Source organism: Halopenitus sp. H-Gu1 (assembly GCF_041821145.1).
Taxonomy (GTDB): Archaea; Halobacteriota; Halobacteria; order Halobacteriales; family Haloferacaceae; genus Halopenitus.
Genome location: NZ_JBGUBC010000013.1, coordinates 48,688 through 65,526, shown reverse-complemented (window position 1 = coordinate 65,526; position 16,839 = coordinate 48,688). Strand labels below are relative to the sequence as shown.

The 16,839-nt window shown below is 62.4% G+C and carries 16 protein-coding genes; 12 read left to right on the top strand and 4 right to left on the bottom strand.

Features of this window, described 5'->3' with window-relative positions; translation table 11 throughout:
• The first annotated feature begins 136 nt into the window (after positions 1 to 136).
• From ftsZ to ACERIT_RS10835, 9 genes are all read left to right on the top strand, one after another.
• Positions 137 to 1,330 (top strand): cell division protein FtsZ, encoded by a 1,194-nt coding sequence (ftsZ, locus tag ACERIT_RS10875; protein WP_373674877.1) that lies wholly within the window; start codon positions 137 to 139, stop codon positions 1,328 to 1,330.
• Between the two features lie 132 nt (positions 1,331 to 1,462).
• Entirely contained in the window at positions 1,463 to 1,639 is a 177-nt protein-coding gene (locus ACERIT_RS10870) for a protein translocase SEC61 complex subunit gamma (RefSeq protein WP_373674876.1), read from the top strand.
• Complete coding sequence (locus ACERIT_RS10865) at positions 1,639 to 2,094, top strand: transcription elongation factor Spt5 (RefSeq protein ID WP_373674875.1); 456 nt, start codon at positions 1,639 to 1,641, stop codon at positions 2,092 to 2,094. The genes ACERIT_RS10870 and ACERIT_RS10865 overlap by 1 nt, the downstream gene beginning before the upstream one ends.
• A 108-nt stretch (positions 2,095 to 2,202) precedes the next feature.
• Complete coding sequence (locus ACERIT_RS10860; protein ID WP_373674874.1) at positions 2,203 to 2,763, top strand: helix-hairpin-helix domain-containing protein; 561 nt, start codon at positions 2,203 to 2,205, stop codon at positions 2,761 to 2,763.
• Between the two features lie 140 nt (positions 2,764 to 2,903).
• Positions 2,904 to 3,362: a Rieske (2Fe-2S) protein gene (locus ACERIT_RS10855; RefSeq protein WP_373674873.1), complete on the top strand. Its 459-nt coding sequence runs from the start codon at positions 2,904 to 2,906 to the stop codon at positions 3,360 to 3,362.
• Between the two features lie 62 nt (positions 3,363 to 3,424).
• Entirely contained in the window at positions 3,425 to 3,718 is a 294-nt protein-coding gene (locus tag ACERIT_RS10850; protein ID WP_373674872.1) for a hypothetical protein, read from the top strand.
• Between the two features lie 4 nt (positions 3,719 to 3,722).
• Positions 3,723 to 4,457 (top strand): cob(I)yrinic acid a,c-diamide adenosyltransferase, encoded by a 735-nt coding sequence (locus tag ACERIT_RS10845; RefSeq protein WP_373674871.1) that lies wholly within the window; start codon positions 3,723 to 3,725, stop codon positions 4,455 to 4,457.
• A gap of 5 nt (positions 4,458 to 4,462) precedes the next feature.
• Complete coding sequence (locus ACERIT_RS10840) at positions 4,463 to 6,202, top strand: cobyric acid synthase (RefSeq protein ID WP_373674870.1); 1,740 nt, start codon at positions 4,463 to 4,465, stop codon at positions 6,200 to 6,202.
• Positions 6,203 to 6,288: 86 nt separating this feature from the next.
• Entirely contained in the window at positions 6,289 to 7,347 is a 1,059-nt protein-coding gene (locus ACERIT_RS10835; protein ID WP_373674869.1) for a glycosyltransferase family 4 protein, read from the top strand.
• A gap of 132 nt (positions 7,348 to 7,479) precedes the next feature.
• On the opposite strand, the gene ACERIT_RS10830 is transcribed toward ACERIT_RS10835, so the two are convergent.
• Positions 7,480 to 8,109 (bottom strand): halocyanin domain-containing protein, encoded by a 630-nt coding sequence (locus ACERIT_RS10830; protein ID WP_373674868.1) that lies wholly within the window; start codon positions 8,107 to 8,109, stop codon positions 7,480 to 7,482.
• A 152-nt stretch (positions 8,110 to 8,261) separates the two neighbouring features.
• Here ACERIT_RS10830 and ACERIT_RS10825 point away from each other — a divergent pair, with 152 nt between their 5' ends.
• The 3 genes from ACERIT_RS10825 to ACERIT_RS10815 all read left to right on the top strand — a co-directional run bounded on the left by ACERIT_RS10825 (position 8,262) and on the right by ACERIT_RS10815 (position 10,579).
• Entirely contained in the window at positions 8,262 to 8,519 is a 258-nt protein-coding gene (locus ACERIT_RS10825; RefSeq protein ID WP_373674867.1) for an MTH865 family protein, read from the top strand.
• Positions 8,520 to 8,691: 172 nt separating this feature from the next.
• The gene (locus ACERIT_RS10820; RefSeq protein WP_373674866.1) at positions 8,692 to 9,342 is read left to right on the top strand and encodes a J domain-containing protein; all 651 of its coding nucleotides are present in this window, start codon (positions 8,692 to 8,694) and stop codon (positions 9,340 to 9,342) included.
• A gap of 136 nt (positions 9,343 to 9,478) precedes the next feature.
• Positions 9,479 to 10,579: a thiamine pyrophosphate-dependent enzyme gene (locus tag ACERIT_RS10815; RefSeq protein WP_373674865.1), complete on the top strand. Its 1,101-nt coding sequence runs from the start codon at positions 9,479 to 9,481 to the stop codon at positions 10,577 to 10,579.
• Between the two features lie 133 nt (positions 10,580 to 10,712).
• Here ACERIT_RS10815 and ACERIT_RS10810 read toward each other — a convergent pair whose 3' ends face one another.
• The 3 genes from ACERIT_RS10810 to ACERIT_RS10800 form a co-directional block, all read right to left on the bottom strand.
• Positions 10,713 to 12,047: an NAD(P)/FAD-dependent oxidoreductase gene (locus tag ACERIT_RS10810; protein WP_373674864.1), complete on the bottom strand. Its 1,335-nt coding sequence runs from the start codon at positions 12,045 to 12,047 to the stop codon at positions 10,713 to 10,715.
• A 72-nt stretch (positions 12,048 to 12,119) separates the two neighbouring features.
• Positions 12,120 to 13,100, bottom strand: coding sequence for an archaeosortase A (gene artA, locus ACERIT_RS10805; protein WP_373674896.1), 981 nt, complete (start codon positions 13,098 to 13,100; stop codon positions 12,120 to 12,122).
• Positions 13,101 to 13,182: 82 nt separating this feature from the next.
• The gene (locus ACERIT_RS10800) at positions 13,183 to 15,411 is read right to left on the bottom strand and encodes a BGTF surface domain-containing protein (protein WP_373674863.1); all 2,229 of its coding nucleotides are present in this window, start codon (positions 15,409 to 15,411) and stop codon (positions 13,183 to 13,185) included.
• Positions 15,412 to 16,839: the final 1,428 nt, after the last annotated feature.

Sequence of the window (16,839 nt, the reverse complement as noted above, 5' to 3'; positions counted from 1 at the left end):
CCGGGCGCCGCCACCGTCTTGAGAGAGCCGGTTCCCGACTCGTCCGAAATTCGACCGAAATGAGGCCCTCAGCGTCTGACGAAGGTCTGACGAATGGGGAAAGGTAATTAACCTCCCTGTATAACCCTTCTCCAATATGGACTCCATCGTTGAGGATGCGATCGACGAGGCCGAGGAATCCGGATCCGGCGGTTCCGGAAATGTCGACGGCCAAGACGCCGCCGGCGACGCCGGAGGCACTGGAGCGGCCGGCGGCGCCCCACAAACCGGGACGATGACCGACGACGAGTTGCAGGACGTTCTCCAGGACCTGCAGACGAACATCACCGTCGTAGGCTGTGGCGGCGCCGGTGGGAATACTGTCAACCGGATGAAAGAAGAGGGGATCCACGGCGCAAAGCTGGTCGCGGCCAACACCGACGTTCAGCACCTGGTCAACATCGAGGCCGATACGAAGATCCTGATGGGCCAGCAGAAGACCCAGGGTCGCGGGGCCGGCTCGCTCCCACAGGTCGGCGAGGAAGCCGCCATCGAATCCCAAGAGGAGATATACGACTCGATCGAGGGTTCGGACATGGTCTTCGTCACCGCCGGACTCGGCGGTGGAACCGGAACCGGCTCCGCACCCGTGGTCGCGAAGGCTGCCCGCGAGTCGGGCGCGCTCACGATCGCGATCGTCACCACGCCCTTCACCGCGGAGGGCGAGGTCAGGCGCACGAACGCCGAGGCCGGCCTCGAACGGCTGCGTGACGTCGCCGACACCGTCATCGTCGTCCCCAATGATCGCCTCCTCGATGCCGTGGGCAAGCTTCCCGTCCGCCAGGCGTTCAAGGTCTCCGATGAGGTCCTGATGCGGTCGGTCAAAGGCATTACGGAGCTCATCACCAGACCCGGTCTCGTCAACCTCGACTTCGCCGACGTTCGCACCGTGATGGAGAAGGGTGGCGTCGCAATGATCGGTCTCGGCGAGTCCGACTCCGATTCGAAGGCACAGGACTCGGTGAAATCGGCGCTTCGATCGCCCCTTCTCGACGTCGACATCTCGGGGGCGAACTCCGCGCTCGTCAACGTCACCGGCGGCAGCGACATGAGCATCGAGGAGGCCGAGGGCGTCGTCGAGGAGATATACGACCGCATCGACCCCGACGCACGCATCATCTGGGGGACCTCCGTCGACGAGGAAATCGAGGGGCAGATGCGAACCATGATCGTCGTCACCGGTGTCGAGTCGCCACAGATCTACGGCCGCAATGGTGATGAGCAGCCACAGCCAGAGATGGTCGAGGAGCCGGTCGACCAGCAGGTCGACGATATCGACTACGTCGAATAGCGACCGACTCGGCTTCGTGGAATGACGACCGGTCCGGCTCCGGATCCCTCCTTCCTCCCGCTGATTCGTCCGCGTTTCTCCGCCCTCCACATCACAAGGTAAAAAACGTCCCGTCGCCTACTCCCTTCTAATATGGACGTCCCCTACGATCTCAACAGCTACATTCGGGTGTTAAAGCTGGCGAGCACTCCGAGTACCGAGGAGTTCACGCAGGTTTCGAAGATCGCCGGCGCCGGCATCATCCTCGTCGGCTTCATCGGGTTTCTGATCTACGCGATCATGAGCCTCCTGCCGGGGGTCGGCGTCTGATGTCGTCGATATTCGCGGTCAAGACGACTGCGAGCCAGGAGCGGACGGTCGCCGACATGCTCGCCGAAAAGGAGATGCCGGAGATCCACGCCGTGTTGGCCCCCGACCAGCTCACGAGCTACGTGATGGTCGAGGCCGAAGACGGGAGCGTCTTCGCACGCATCCTCGATGAGATCCCGCACGCCCGCGGCGTCATTTCCGGGTCGGACGGCCCCGCCGCAAGCGGCTTTTCGGAGGTCGAACACTTCCTCTCTCCGACCCCCGACGTGGAGGGGATCGCCGAGGGCGACATCGTCGAACTCATCGCCGGACCGTTCAAAGGGGAGAAGGCTCGCGTGCAGCGGATCGACGAGGGCAAAGACCAGGTCACCGTCGAACTCTACGAGGCGACCGTTCCGATCCCGGTCACCGTTCGCGGCGATCAGATCCGCGTGCTCGACAGCGACGAACGGTAGCCATCCCGGGCCCGCCGTTTCCCGATCACACATTTCCGTCGTCCGTTTTCGGGTTCGTTCGGAACTCGCCGACTGCTTTTAAATGGCCCCCGTTCGTACTGTGCCCCGATGGGGATCCTGCAGACACTAAAACGGATACTTGGGATCGGAGAACCCGGCGAATCCGACCGGACGGACACCCAGGTAACCGTTGAACACGAACCGAGCGAGGAGGAATCGGACGATCAGGACTCACGCGCGTCGGCGATGGACGTCGCCGAGGAAGCATCGGGAGACGAGGAATCAGTAGCTGAGGGATCGGCCGCTGGCGGCGACGAAGCTGATGTCGATTCGACGACGGCGGACGAATCGGTCGCTGCCGGGACGGACGCGGCAGCATCCACCGGATCGCTCGTCGACGAGACGGCGGCCGACGAGCCCGAGGAGGCAGCCGAACCGGCGGAGGCAACCGCATCCGGCTCCGGGGCCCCGGAGTCGGCGGGCGGCGAAAGCGCACCGGTGGAGACGATAAAGGGGATCGGCCCCGCCTACGCCGAGCGACTCTCCGGGATCGGCATCGAAACCGTCGACGATCTGGCCGCCGCCGATCCGGCCGACATCGCCGAGAGGGCGAACGTCGGGGAGAAGCGCGCCGCGACGTGGATCGAGCGGGCAGGTGACGCCTCGTAGCTCCGTCTTCTCGCCCATTCCACCGCTCCGCTCTCGCGATCACCGTCACTATCGGTGGATACATGCCGGTCCAAACGCGGATTCGAACCAGGGCGGTTCGGTCTCCAAACGTTCAAACGCGATCCGTTCGTTCCTCCCGCATGGACGACGAGCGACGGATGATCGATCTCGAGGCCGTTCCCGCGGACGGAACGCTGCTCGTGACGCTGGCGCCGGTCGACGGGATGGATGCGGGCGATGCGGGCGACGTCGGCGCGGACGGCGAGGAGGTCGAGGCCATCCTCGTCCGCCTCGAAGACAGCGTTGCCTGCTACCGGAACCATTGTCAACACTGGACCGACGTGCGACTCGATACGGGCGACGGCGCCTTCGTCCGGAACGGCGAGATATTCTGTAAAAAACACGGTGCAACCTTCGATCGGGAGCGCGGCTACTGCGATTTCGGCCCGTGTGAGGGTGCGGTGCTCGATTCGGTCGCCGTCGAGGTGTGCGACCGCGAGGTCCATCTGGCTGACGAGAACTACGCCTTCCGTCGGATCGGCCCCGTCGATCGGGCCGATGTCGAGGGCGGATCCCGGATCGACTTTACCGGATCATAGATGGGTGAGTTCGTGACCCGTTCGGAGTAACATTCACGTAGCGCTGCCCGAAACGTGTTAGTATGAGCGACGAGACGAGCGACGACGGTAGCGACAACACGACCGGTGGACTCTCCGACGAGGACCTCCGACAACTCACCGACGGACTCGTGAAACACAGCTCCGGCGGCGGCACGACGGTCTACAAGAACGCGGCCGGGGTGGGATGTCCAAATCCCGATTGCGATCGAGGAATATTCCGGACGCTGTTCGTCAGCGACAGCGACTGGCAGGAACTCGGCGCGACCCGCGAGGGGATCGATCTCTGTCTCACCTCGACTGGGGACAAACGCCTCGTGTTCATCCACGAGGACTGATTCCGTGGCTGAAACCGACGACGTCGATAGGGATCCCACCGGTGGGGACGGCGACGAGGAGCGCCGCGATCGAGCCGCCGATCGGGGGACGCCTGGGTCTGGCCTCACTCCCGAGGATCGTGCGATCGTTGCCGACGCGCCCGAGGAGTTCGGCCTCGTCCAGGTCTGGTGGGGCGACGGCAAGGGCAAAACGACCGCGGCACTCGGGATGGGAGTTCGGGCAGCCGGACATGGCTATCGGGTCCACCTCCTGCAGTTCATGAAAGGTGGGGCCGACTCCGTCGCGCCGGTTCGCGGCGAGTACAACGCGATCGCCGCGCTCCCGGGGATGACCTACGAGAACACCGGACACTACGGTTGGCACGGGTTCCGCGACGGCTCCGCGGACGACGACCATGCCGCCAAAGCACGCGGCGGACTCGCCCGTGCAAGGGAGTTGATCGACGCGGCGGACGACGTCGATCTCACGGCGTCACTGCCGCTCGACGGCGATCCCGAGGCGGGTGTCCACATGTTGATCCTCGACGAGATCCTGTATGCGGTCGATCGCGGCCTGCTCGATTCCGCGGACGTACTCGAACTGATCGACGCCAAACCCCCCGGCCTCGAGATCGTGGTGACCGGCAGTCACGAGGAACCGACCTATCTCCGTGAAGCGGCGGACCTCATCACCCGCGTGAGCAAGGAGAAACACCCGATCGACGCCGGCCAGCGAGCGCGGAGAGGGACCGAGTTCTGAGGGTCATGAAGCGATCGACACCGACGATCCTCGTCGCGGGCACTGCGAGTCACGTCGGAAAGAGTACCGTCGCGACCGGACTCTGCCGACTTCTCGCCGACCGTGGACTCGACGTGGCGCCGTTCAAGGCACAGAACATGTCGAACAACGCCCGTGCGGTTCCGATCGCGAGGGGTGGCGGAGACAGCGGGCACGATGGGGATGGCGGGCACGATGAAGACGACGGAACGGGCGAAAACGACGAGCATGGCGAAGACGGCACCCCCGATGCGTTCGGAGAGATCGGAATCTCCCAGTACGTCCAGGCACGCGCCGCGTGCACGCCCCCGACGACCGATCACAACCCCGTCCTGCTCAAACCCCGCGGCGAGGGGGAGTCACAACTCGTGATCGACGGCGAGGCAATCGATCACGTCCCGGCCAGCAAGTACTACGAGGAACGCTGGGAGGACGCCCGCGAAGCCGCCGTCGGCGCATACCACCGTCTGGCGTCCGATGCGGATATCGTCATCGCGGAGGGGGCGGGCTCGATCGCGGAGATCAACCTCCACGACCGAGACCTCGCTAACGTCGAGACCGCACGGTTCGCCGACGCGGAGATCCTACTCGTTGCGGACATCGAGCGCGGCGGCGTCTTCGCCTCACTCGTCGGGACGCTCGAACTGCTTCCCGACGATCTCCGGAGACGGGTTGCTGGCGCGGTCATCACGAAATTCCGCGGCGATCCGACGCTCCTCGAACCCGGAATCGACGCCGTGGCCGAACGGACCGGAGTACCGATCCTCGGTGTGATCCCCTATTCCGATCCGGGATTGCCTGCAGAGGACAGCGTCGGGCTTCCCGCCGCCGAGGCGACGACTGGCGGATCGGCGATCCGCGGCAAGGACGATGTCCCTGAAGAACGGACCGTAACGATCGCCGTCCCTCGACTCCCGACGATCTCGAATTTTACCGATCTGGAACCGCTCGCGTTCGAGCCCGGCGTCCGGGTCGCGTATCTCCCGATCTCGGACTCCGCCGCCACCTCAGACGATGATGACTCCGGGAACGTCTCCGATCGTCTTCGGGAAGCTGACGCGGTCGTGATTCCCGGAACGAAAAACACCGTCGACGACCTGATCGCGTTGCGGCGGTCGGGCTTTGGGTCGGCGCTTTCGTCCTTTGAGGGTCCGATCGTCGGCCTCTGTGGCGGCTACCAACTGCTCGGCGAGCGGATCCGGAACGCGGACATCGAGGGGACCGGCGAGACGTCGACCGTCACGGGTCTCGGATTGCTTCCCGTCGAGACGACGTTCTCGACCCGAAAACGCGTCGTCTCGACCGAACTGGACCTTCGCGGGTCGGGTCCACTGTCCGGCGTCGATGCCTCGGTACGTGGCTATGAGATCCATATGGGCGAAACCCGCCTCGCCGGTTCTTCCTCGCAGGGGCGACCGGTCCGGTTCCCCTTTTCGCCCGTTGAGGACGTTACGTCCGCAAGTGATGAGTCACGCTCGGTCGCCGAGGAGTCTCGCGAGCACGCCGCCTTCGGCGTCTCCATCGGCGGCCCCACGGGCGTTCTCGGGACCTACCTCCACGGCCTCTTCGAGAATCGCGTGGTCCGGGAGACGTTCGTCCAAAACGTCCGCGCGACCGCTGGCCAGTCGCGACCGCAAATCGATCTGGAGGATCCGTCGCCGTACGACGCCGCCGCCGATCTGCTCCGTGATCACGTCGATCTTGGGGCGCTGTCGGTGCCCGAATGAGCGGTCGCTGCCGGGAGATCGAACCGCCTTCACGATCGACCCTGGATCGCGTGGATTTTTAACGGACGGTGGCGACTCGTTCAGGTATGCGCGTCGCGTTCGTCTCGCTTTTTACCCCGCACCACGGAGCGACGCCGGCGCGATCCCGAGCCCATCGGATCGCACGACAGCTCTCCGATCGCGGACACGACATTCGATGGCTGTGCGCCCAGTGGTGGGGCGGCGATCACGACATCTTCGAGGAGGACGGAATCAGCTACCGTCGGGTGGTGGCGGATCCGATTCCGGCCCGATTTGCGGCCCGTCTCCCGGCGGCGCTCCGGCGGGCCGGCCCCGATATCGTTCACGCGGTGAACAGTCCACCCGGCGGAGCCGGGGCCGCAGCGGCGACTCGACTCGTCCACCGTGCCCCGGTCCTCGTCGACTGGTGGAGTGACCACCCCGCGGACTCCACGTTCGCATATCGGTGGATCGCCCGGCGCGCCGACGGGATCGTCGTTCCCTCCGAGGCCGCACGAACCCGGATTCAGGAGTACGGTGCACCCTCGGACGTGGTGGAGACGATCCCCGAAAGTATCGACTTCGGGCTCATCGAGTCGGCCAGCGTCGACGACCGGTTTGACGTCGTCTACTCCCGGCGACTCGACCGTGATTCGAACGTCGAGTCGTTCCTCCTTGGTCTCGCAGAGGTGCGCGATCGCGAGTGGCGTGCCGCCGTGATCGGTGAGGGGCCGGAGCGCCATGCGGCCGAGCGAACTGCCTCGGATCTCCGGATCGACGATCGGGTGTCGTTTCTCGGAGCGACGCCGATCGATGAACGCGTGTCGATCTTCAAAGGTGCCCACGTCGCGGTCCAGACCGCGACGAGGGAGACGTTCGCAAGCGACCTCCTCTGGGCGCTCGCGTGTGGCTGTGTCGGCCTCGTCGAGTATCAGGCCGACTCGAGCGCCCACGAACTCGCGGAGGCACGCGAGCGCGGTCGGTTGGTCACGAGCCCGCGTGAACTCGCCGACGCGTTTCTTGAGGCCGGATCGGCGCCGAGCCGGACCGTCGACGAGCGCTTCGAACGCTACGATCACCGTCCGATCCTGGAGCGATATCTCGAGCGCTACCGCTCCCTGCTCGATGCACGCGGCAAACTGTGATCCGGTAGAGCCGCGGCTCTTGGCCAGGCACGGAGTATGAAGTCAAGGAATCTCACGGTATGACGGGGACCGAATCTACCGGTCCGATGATCCGTCGTTCAAATCGACATCCCGGTCCCCGGGATGATCGCGCTACTCGTTGGACTCGCCTCCGCCGTAGCGCATGAAGAAGAACGCGATCCCGAGCGTCGCGAGCATCGCGATGAACGCCGCAACGCTGAGCGCCTTCGCCGCCTCGGGCACGAAGACGACGCCCGTGGCCCCCTCCTCCTCGCCGCCGACCTCCTCGGTTTCGATGTCCTCGCCGATGGCGATGCCGCCGTGCATGCCGACCTGCGCGTGAGGAGCACACTGATAGTGGGTAATTCCCACGTCGTCCTCGGTGAACTCATGCTCGAAGGTGAACCCCTCCTCGGCGGTGATCTCACTTTGCCACTCGGCGGCGGAACCCTCCACTTTCTCGGTGTTGTGGGCACCGCCCTCGCCCGTCCATTCCCAGATCACGGTCGTGCCCGGATCGATCCACGTCTTCGTCGTATCGAAGGACAATCCCTGTTCGCCGGCCCCCACCGAGATCGTTACTTCGTCTTGACCCCGAGCGTCCTGGTACGTTCCGTGATTGGCGTCCTCGACGCTGGAGGGCCAGACAGGCGCTTCCTGGGCAGCCCCGGTTCCGCTCGCGCCGGCCGCGACACCTGCCGCCGCGGTGGTTCCGCCCGCCGTCCGAAGAAACGCCCGTCGGGAAACGTCCTCTGTACTCATGCTCGCCGATTGGTGACGCCCCATAGTGAATACTTTGGTTCACGTTCGATCGATGAAGGGGAAACCCTCCCGCTTGGATCCGGATCGGCGTGGTCAATTCGATCTCAACGGGGTTTCACAACCCTTTTTGGCAGTCTACGGGTGGGTTGGGTATGACCGACGTCGAATCCGAGCTTCGCGCACAGTTCACGGAGGCGTTCGAGGACGCCGAGTTTCCCGTCGAGACGCAAATGGATCTGCTGCCGGCGCTACCGAACGGCCCCTCGACCACGTTCGAGGCCGATGACGTGCGTTTTTCGGCGATGGAGCTGGCCACTAAACTCGGCGGCAATCAGGACTTCCCGTATGAGTCACTCGAGGAGCTCGTCGACGACGTCATCGAGGCGCTCGAGGAGAACGGGATGATCTAGGAGAGCGGGCGAACGAAGAGAACGACACGATCACCACGAGAACAGCACGATCACCGCGAGAACGACACGACCTCGACGAAGAGGCACGCTCGCCCCCGCGAGTTCCTCGATCGTGGTCGCTCCCGTCCTCCCCCGGCGAGGGGTTCTTGAGGATCCACGTCCAACGTCTCACGTGGTCGCAGACGTCCTTCGACTCCTTCCCGTCTGGTTGCTTGCCGGGAGCCTTCTGGGGCTCGTCGCGACGGCGTTCGTCGTGGCGGCGTTCTATCTGGGTGACCGGTTTCTTCCCGCGACCGGCGCGACTGCCGTCGGCGGTGATTCCGGCGTCTCGCGCCGGCACGAGGAGATCCGCGAATACCTCGCCGCCATCGACGAGCGATTTCTCGAAAACCACCCGCTTGCGGGATCCACGGTCGCTTTCTACCTCCCCGACCGGGAGGTAGCCATCACCTTCGATGCCCACCTCCACTTCCGACTCAAGAACGCCGGCACGCAGTCGGTTCTCTGTGAACACGAGATGCCGGGTCGGGGCCTCGGCAGACGTCTACCCTTCGACGTCCCCAGGCCCACGTTCGACACCCGTCCGAACGACGATCCGATCGCGGCGGCGTTTGACGAACTCGGACTTTCCCGAACGGCCGGCGAGGAGGCCGTCAAGAATGCCTATCGCGACCGAATCAAGGAGGTGCACCCGGACCACGGCGGCGACGAGGAATCGTTCCGGCGAGTTCGGGAGGCGTACACGACCGTTCAAGAACATCGCGAGTCGGATGGCCGATTCGACGGCGAGCCATCGACCGTTCGCGATCGCAAGGCTGCGTGAGCCGACTGCGAGACGGACGAGCCTATCACGCAGTCGGGACGACGGATCACGAGCACCGATACACCCTTGAGCATGCGGACGTTTCATCGTCGTATGCAGAGTCGGACGGTATCATTCCCCACGGAGGCGTGCGATCGTGACTGATCCGCTCGCGGAGGCGGACGTTCGACGCGTCCTCGATGCCGACGGACGGGTCCTGCCCGATGCGGAGCCTCCTGATCTCTCGGATGATCGCCTCGTCGCTATCTACCGGGACATGCGTATCACCCGTCACTTCGACGAGCGCGCGGTCAGCCTCCAGCGGCAGGGACGGATCGGAACCTACGCTCCCTGCGCCGGCCAAGAGGGCTCCGCAGTCGGATCGACGCACGCGCTCGACGAGCGTGATCTGATAAGCTACCAGTACCGCGAACACGGCTCGATCGTCACCCGGGACCTGCTTGCCGAGTATCTTCCCTACTGGCTGGGCCACGAGTCCGGTACGGCAGCCATCCTTGAGGGCAACGTCTTCCCGTTACAGATCGACGTGGCTGCACATCTCCCGCACGCAGTCGGCGCCGCATGGGCCTTCGACTATCGCGACGACGACCGGATCGTCGCCTGCCACTTCGGCGACGGGGCCACCTCGGAGGGGGACTTCCACGAGGCGCTCAACGTCGCCGGCGTCTTCGATCTGCCGACGCTGTTTTGCTGTCACAACAACGGCTGGGCGATCTCCGTCCCCCGTTCGCGCCAGACGGCGAGCGACACCTTCGCCGAGAAGGCACAAGCGTACGGGTTCGACGGGATCCGCGTCGATGGCATGGATCCCCTCGCGAGCTATGCCGCCACGCGCGAGGCCGCGACGCGCGCTCGCGATCCGGACGCCTCCCCGAGTCCGACGCTGATCGAGTTCGTGGAGTACCGCTACGGCGCACACACGACGGCCGACGATCCGACCGTCTACCGCGACGAGGACGAACTCGAACGCTGGCGATCGATCGATCCGATCGACCGCATGGAGACATTCCTCCGTGAGACGGGGCGGATCGACGCGGAGGGGATCGAGGCGATCGGCGCGGAGGCTGAGGACGTCGTCGCTGAGGCGATCGAGGCGACTGCGGACCTCCAGGTCGATCCGGGCGAGATGTTCGATCACGTCTACGCGGAACGCCCCTCGACCCTCGACCGCCAGCGTGAGGAGCTGTTGGAACTCATCGAGAAACACGGTGCAGACGCGTTCGAACAGGGAGAGTGATCGAACACGAGTCCACCGGAACTACCGAACTACGGGGCTACCCAAGCTCACTGGAACTACCGAATTACCGGAACTACGGGATGAGATTCGCCCAGCTATGCACCCGATCACCGATCATCCACCTGTCGGCACCTCAGAGGTGTTCACGGACGATCGTATTCGCCCGTCGACCGCTTTCGACTGCACCTTGCAGGGAAGACCACCGCGTGTAATCGCCGGCGAGCACGATCGGTCCGGCCGGATCGTCCGGGTTGGGAAGCTCCTTTCTGAATCCGGGTGGCTGGGCAAACTGGGCGAACGGCGTTCTATCGATCGCGATCGGCCGTAATCCGTTCACCGCTCGCTCGGGATACCACGAGGCGAGCGCCTCGCGGGTTTCCTGGGCCAGGGCGTCCGCCTCACGTTCGAGCGCCTCGTCGTCAACGAAGGTCGCGGCGAACAGCGTCCGGTCCTCGGGAGCGTAGCTGGGTGCGACCTCCCCGATCGGAATCACCGCGTTGGGGCGCTCGGATCCCGCGTTCAACAGGATCCGCGTTCCGACCTCGAAGCTCCTCTCGGCCGGGAGCGTGTACCACTGGGTGACACAACCGACGCCCTCCGTCGGGATCGCCTCGATGCCGGTGAGCCGTCGCGCCTCGGGCGGCGACGTCGCGACGACAGCGGCGCTGGCCGAGAGGGACGTTCCGTCAGCACACGTGATGCGAACTCCCTCCGACGTTTCCGGCTGGTCGTGTCGGTCCGTAACGTCACCACCGTCAACGTCGGACCCGACGAGATCGATCCGTTCAACTGCCGTTCCGGTCCGTATCTCGCCGCCGCCCGCCTCCGCTCGGTCGGCCAACTGGCGAGGTATCGATCCCATGCCGTCGGCCGGCACGGCGATCCGACCACGACTCATCGCTCGAAACGTGTATTCGAAGACGTGGCTGGAACTCGAAAGCGATCGATCGAGGGTGATCCCGCCGTAAAACGGTTCGACGAACCGATCGATGTACCTCGCAGAAAACCCCCGTTCGCGGAGAAACGTCCGGATCGTTTCGTCGGGGCCCGTGAACGAGTCCGACTCCGATCGTCGCGTCAATTCACGTCTGAGCAGGAGCGTTCGAAACTTGTCACGAAACGGGATCGTCGGATCGAGGATCGATCCGATCGCGGCCACCGGATCTCGAAACGGGTCGGCAAGCGTCGACCGCGATCCGGGACGACAGATGACCGCGCCGGGAGCGAAAGGGCGGAGATCAAGCGCGTCGAGATCGAGTTCCGCGCGAAGTGCCGGATAGGCTTCGAAGAGTACCTGGAACCCGCGATCGATCGTGAATCCGTCCACGTCCCTGCTTTTCACGCGTCCACCGACCGTTTCCTCGCGTTCGACCACCGTGACGTCGACGCCGGCCTCCGCGAGCGTTGCAGCCGTGGTGAGCCCTGCAACGCCGCCACCGATGACGACTACTCCCTCGTTCGAGTCCATGCCCGGCGTTCGCGGCCGAGCCACAAAAGCGTCCCCAGCGCACCACGCGTCGAACGCCGAGCCAGAATCCGATCACCGCTTCCGATTCGTTGGCTCTCGGGGGAGATCCAGCGCCGCGAGCAGGTCGTGCTCCTCGCCCGTCAATACGTATAACACGTCCTCCAAGACGATCACGAGTTCGGGGATCTGTCGCGCCACGAGATAGGTGATCCCGATGAGTGCGACGATCGCGAGCAGTTGGCTGAAGATCCGATCGGAGATCAAAAACGAGACGCGGTACGGATCGCTCGCCCCGAACATCGCCAACACGAGGTCGGGCTGCCAGTGCATGTACTGGTTGCCCGTGACGATCGTGATGAACGTCGTGCGAGCGATATTCAACACGTAGATGAGCGGGATGGAGACCGCGAGTCCCCGAATCTTTCGTTCGAACGGCGCGTCGACGGCTGTGATAAGCCCGGCGAATATCGCCATGCTACCAATACCCGTACATGCGAGGACGACTGACACCAGAACGACGTGTCCCTCCGGACCATGGACCCACTGGAAGGTCGAGAGGTATCCCTGTGAGTTCTCGATCAACGCTGGTGAGTAGCCCAGAAGCGACATTGCCGCCGCGGTCTGGGCGGCCACTATCTCGATGAGTATGCGTTTTGGTTCGGGGATCGTGACTCCGCCGATCGACATCGAGGGGATCGTCTCGAACGGAAGATAGATGATCAACATCGCCGCCACGGCCCGAGTGAGCACGAACAGCGACTCGCGACCTCGATACAGGAGGTATCCGACGTACACGCAGGCGGGGACCGCGACCAGCGAGAGGAGACTCTCGACGTAACTCAAATGCTCGAGTGCGAAATACGGCACCATCGTCAGCCAGAACGCTCCGAAGAGGATCCACGTTCCGGTCGCCATCAGCCGCCCTTCCTCGCGTTCGAACCGGTCAAGTATCGCGGCGACGACGAACAGGACCGCCACGATCCACGCGAATGTGAACGTGTCCGGCAGGGAGGCGAGTATCGAAAGCGTTGGAGGCGTCGACTCGCCGATCATGCCGACCATATCCGAAGAATGGGTGCGCGATGTAAAGCGTTTGTCGTTGTCGGTGAGCCTCCTGAATCGGGGCGGAGAGCCTCTATCGAGACCGTCCGCGATACAGCCCGATCACGAAGAGGACCAGTATGAGGACGGACAGGAGCGTTTCCGGATCGATCCCATCAGGGATCGCTCCCGTCCCGACCGAGAGTGGTCCCGCCGAATCGGAACCCGAGTTCGGCGTGGTGTCGGAAGCGGACGCCGAACCTGACTCCCCTCGATCGTCGAGAGAGGGAGCCGCCGTCGTCTCCGGGTCTACGCCGACGATCGTTCCGTGGACGCTGGGCCGGTCATCGGTGATCTGGGTGCGTTTCACGTGTACCCGATAGCGATCGCCGACCGATCCCGAAGAGAGGTCGACCGTAGCCGACCAGGATCCGTCAGGGGAAACGATCACGGTCTCCTCGATCGCTTCGAAGGTCGCTTTCCTCTCCGATACCGGTTGTATGTCGACTGTCAAGGGAGTCCCTGGAGCGATCGAAGTCGTCCCCTCGAACACCTGTCCGGTCGCGGCCGGGGCGTGGTAGGGGTCCTCGCGGAATCCGACATCGCGTTCGACGACGCTGAAGGTCGTCGTCGCCTCGTCATCGATCACGGGAGCGACGCTCGCGCCGCTTCCGATCGGTCCGGACGGCCGTTCGAACCGATCATCCCCGCGGAACGTCCCGAGCCCCTCGACCGGCGGGCCCGTCCCTGAGAACCTCTCGGTCTCGTCGCTCGATGTCAGCTCATCCGATATCTGAACGTCGAGTCGGAACGTCGCGGAGTCGGACGGATCGATCGTGGTTCCATCCTCGAACGCCAATCGGGCCGTATCCACGAGGAGGTACACCCGATCGCGGTCGCCGCCCGTGGCGACCGAAATCCCGTCCGATCCGATATCGATGGTCCGTCGGTCACTCCGAGTGCTCACGCTGTTCGAGGTCTCCGCGATGTCGAGATCAACCGCTGGGGCCGGGTCGGCGCCGCGAGAGTCCGCCCGTGATACGCTGCCGGACCATTCGGGATCGGTGACCGTTCGGAATCGTTCGGTCGCGTTCGTCGTCCCTCGGTCGCGTCCCGCAAGCAGCAACATCCCGGAGAGTCCGGTCGCCTCCAGTTCGAGGACGGCGACGTCCCCGTGGGCGATCTCGTCGCTTCGGGTGACCGTTCCATTCCGGGTGGCCGCGGTCATCAGGGCACCCGGATCGGACGCCTCCCGTATCGCGTTCGCCGTCGACCGCGCAGTCGTCCACGTCGTGATCGCGGTCGTCTCCCGCTGTTCGATCACGAGTGCGCCGACATCGGTCGGGTGCGTTGCGGCCGTCTTCGGATGGGGTGCAGTCGAGGCGACGATCGGATACTCGCCCGCTCCGATCCCTCCCGACCGCACCGTCTGGTCCGTCTCGGGATCGAAGGCGATGGACGCTCCCGCCTCGCGGGAGGACGCGTCGAGTTCGACGACCGGTCCGGCGGTCGTCCCCGCCGTGTAGGTGTTGAACAGAACGGTAATCGACTCCGCCTCGCCGAACGTCTCGACGTGTATCGTCGCTCGATAGTCCGCCGTGGATTCGTTCCCGATCAGTAACGCGCCGCCCTCCGCCACGCTTCCGGCATCGAGCGTGATCGGGACCACGTCGCCGCGCCCGGCCGTCAGGATCGGTTCTTCGAGAGTGACGGTGCCGTCACCGACATATCCACGAATCGGAGCCGACGTCGTTTCGGTCGGCGTCGATCCCACCCCCGATCCGCCCCCCGAACTCGATCCCGAACTGGACGTCGATTCCGATCCCGATTCCCCGCCGTCATCGGTGTCGGTTTCAGTTTCGGAATCGTCGGTTTCGTTCGTCTCGGACTCGTTCGTCGTGATCGAAAGCGAACCGCTCGCGTCGTTCCCGGTGAACGACTCGGTGACGACGATCGGGTGGGAGCCAGGATCGAGTTCCGAGAGAGATCCCTCCTCAAGATCGAACGCGAAGGTCGTGGATTCGCCCGCATTGAGCCCCGCACGATCCGGTTTGTCAGTCACGATCGAACCGTTCGCGACGTCAAGAACTAGATCATACGATTCCGTCGCGTTCGCCCCGCCCTCATTGGTTACGGTTCCCGCGATCGTCGGGGTTTCCGAACTACCGGATTCATAGGAACTCGTCTCCGTCTCCAGTTCCACGCGATTGTCCGGGGGCTCAACGATCTCGACCGTGTTGCTGACGGAGTCGTGATCGCCCCGGAGCACGACCGAAAGCTCATCTCCCGCCGTCTCGTTGTCCAGTTCGTAGGCAAGCGTCACCGACTCCGTCTCACCCGGCTCGATCGTCGCCGAGCGCGTGTCGACGACGGTGCCGTTGACGACGAGTTCGAGCGTATCCGTGTAGGTGTTTCCTCCGGTGTTCGTTAGAGTGTTATTTAATATGACAGTCTGATTGGATATTTGTGTTTCATTTGGAATCTCTTGTTTGATAGTGCTTCCTTGTGATTTAATTTCAGCAACAACTTCAGAACTCGAAATTTGAGAACCATCTGATAGACCAGCATCACCAGATGCTCCTACAGGGTATGTCCCGAGAGATGTGTCAATTGTGATGTCTTCATCTCTCACACCGACAGTAAATTCTGTCTTATTGTTTTCAATAGTATCATTTATTACAGATTGATCAACTGAACCATCATTATTTTGATCTATTCCTAAAGACACCTCTGTTGCTGATTCTCCCGTTTGTACACCTATTTTCGCAGTTTCTTTAGAGGTTAGATCGACATTATTTTCTTCTATTGATTTAACTGTTCGATCCCGAATGTAGAGATTATTTATAATATTATCTTTACTAGTAAGATTTGTTGATAATTGTTTAGAACCTGTTTGTAGGTGTGTTTGGACATCGTAAGTACCTTCATTGGGATGATTAGTGATTTTATTCCCTACTCTATCCCTGTCCTCAAAATCGCCTCCATCATTTAGATAGACCGTTAGATCTGCACCATCTTGTATTTCTAAAGGTTGGCTAAAGTTTAGGAGTATTTTATCATTTTTCACATCTATATTTTCAAAATCAGATTCATCCGAATATTTCACATATGTTGTAAATCCTCCATCTACAGTTATATTATCATAGTATACAGTTATATCATCTGCAGAAATCGATTTGTTTATTTTCGGAATCTCCGATCCAACTGAATAATCGATTGCAATATCTTCTAATTCTTTGGTGTTTGTCGAGTTATTAAACTGAATTGTGATTTCATGTTGAGATTCTACCCCAACATCATTTGAATGTGCAGTAATACTGCTGTTATCCGAATCAACAGCTATCGCTTGTTGAACTATCCCACCCGGAAACGCACATGCAACGATGACGATCGACACCACAACGATCGTTCGAATCGAATGTCGGACTGAAAGTTCGTCTTTTCTCATGTGTCTATGAACCCTACCAGAGAAGTAGCAATACGCGCACACGGATCGTGATCCACCGTTCCGAGACCACCGCGACGACGTATCCCACATCACCGACTGAGTTCGATCGACTGTCGCCGACGGATGATAATATATTTGTTCTATTATCCAACTTTTATCAGTATTGATGTTTGTTATTCGAATTGAATGTCAATATTGAATATAATCTCGCAAACGTATCCATATCTGCATTCTCAGATCCGGGTGTGGAATGCGAGCACGATGGCCGCCGGCCTCCCCTCGTTGACTCCATTACCGTCCTGA